Origin of the sequence: Nonomuraea sp. NPDC003804 (assembly GCF_040610675.1) — a bacterium.
In the GTDB taxonomy this organism is placed as follows: domain Bacteria; phylum Actinomycetota; class Actinomycetes; order Streptosporangiales; family Streptosporangiaceae; genus Nonomuraea.
Genome location: NZ_JBEXMT010000092.1, coordinates 1 through 1612, shown reverse-complemented (window position 1 = coordinate 1612; position 1612 = coordinate 1). Strand labels below are relative to the sequence as shown.

General features: G+C 61.4%; 2 protein-coding genes. Both read right to left on the bottom strand.

Going from position 1 to position 1612, the window contains the following annotated elements; all coding sequences use genetic code 11:
- On the bottom strand, positions 1 to 343 hold a 343-nt coding region (locus ABZX22_RS44970), incomplete at its 3' end, for a hypothetical protein (protein ID WP_354923450.1).
- Between the two features lie 296 nt (positions 344 to 639).
- Positions 640 to 909: a hypothetical protein gene (locus ABZX22_RS44965; RefSeq protein ID WP_354923448.1), complete on the bottom strand. Its 270-nt coding sequence runs from the start codon at positions 907 to 909 to the stop codon at positions 640 to 642.
- Positions 910 to 1612 lie beyond the last annotated feature (703 nt).

Sequence of the window (1612 nt, the reverse complement as noted above, 5' to 3'; positions counted from 1 at the left end):
CTGCCTTGATCGACGCATCGATGTTCGCGCGCGCAGCGAACTGGCTGACCTTCATGTTCCGCTCGGCCTGGTCGCGGGCTGCGGCGAAGCTGGGATCGGTGCTGATTGCTTCAGCAGCGCGCGTGCCGACCGACGGGCCGGTGCTGAACTGCGGCCCCAGGTTGTGCGCACCGGCAGCGACCGTTTGCTGCAGCGCCTGCATGTCGGCTTGGAACGCGTTGAGTCGCTCCTCTGTGCTTTCCTTGTAGGCCTTCAGGTTGGTTCCGACCTTCTCAAGGCTGGCGTTGATGTGCTGAATGTCGTCGGGCAAGGGCATTTCCGCTCTCCTGATGGTGAAGCCCATTGCACCAGCGCGCGTGCGCGCATCACAGCCTTTCGCCACGCAGAGGGAACCGTTTTGTCACGTTACGCGATGATCCTCGTCGCTCCAATCGATACAGAGCGCACTTTCCAGTTCTTGGTTGATCGCCTCGATCTGGCGTAGCCACGAGATGGCACCCCTGCAGCGGTATGCCTTGGCGCGACACTTTGCGCTGCAGTACCTTCGCGGCCGGCCTGTTTGGCTGACCTTGATTGCGCAGCCGCAGACCTCGCACTCAGGCGAGGCTGCATTGCTCTGGCGCTGGAGCGCCGCGCCCCTCAATGCTGCTGCGCTCCGCCTGTGCCGGGGATCGTCATGATCCGGCGCAGTTGCTGGTAATCGTTGATGGTCGCCCACCAGATGGCCGGCGCTTCCGGGTTGATCTCCAGCGCCAGCACCATGCGCTCGCCGCGCTCCAGAACGTGGGCAACCTTCGCCGTCAGCTCGGGGTCGGTCGTCTGCAGCTTGGCCAGCATTGCATCGGCAAGGGCGGTTGCAGCCTCGTTGAAGGCCCGGGCCGCAGTGTCGATTTCGGTATCTATGCTCATGGTGCTGTCTTCTCCGTGGTGGTGCCACTTTCCAGGCGATCTCTGATTGAACGGTCTGCGGTAGCTTTCGCCAGCGCTCTCTCTGCGTGAGGCGGGACACGACTTGCTCCGCCTCCTGTTTGGGACAGCCAGCACGCATCAACTGCTTTGCCAGCGCGCGCTTCGTAAGCGCGTCGATCAGCTTCACTTTGGGCATGGGGTTTTCCGTGTTTGAGACTGGATGAAGTCGGCCACTGCTCGGAGCCGCCCAGATCCGAGGTGTGTGTGCATACGGTCCCGGCATGGTTGGGTATGGATTCTGTTGGCAGTGGTGAACGACGTGCACTGGTGAACGATCTGCACCAGTGCCGGTAACGCACAGAGCGTTAGCAGCAGGAGCGTGAATCGACAGCTCCACAGCGGTGGATCGGAACAAAAGAAAACGGGCTCCGCCTGGTAATACTTATAAGGACAGCACGGGGCGCTGTACGAACAGCCTCAAACTGGCCCTGACTACAGCACGGGGCGCTGTAGTCAGGGATTCTTACAGCACGGGGCGCTGAACGTGTTCCGCGACTACAGCACGGGGCGCTGTATGGTGCAGCATGGGGCGCTGTACAGCTTTTGTTTTTCATGCTGCCTTAGCTCCTTCACGTTGCAGCACGGGGCGCTGTACTAATTCTGTTTTTGCAGCGCGCGGTTCCTTGCGCTCGGCAAGCGCAAG

Excerpts from the sequence above, each read along its gene's own strand:
- ABZX22_RS44965 (WP_354923448.1), bottom strand. The coding sequence starts at position 909 with ATGAGCATAGATACCGAAATCGACACTGCGGCCCGGGCCTTCAACGAG.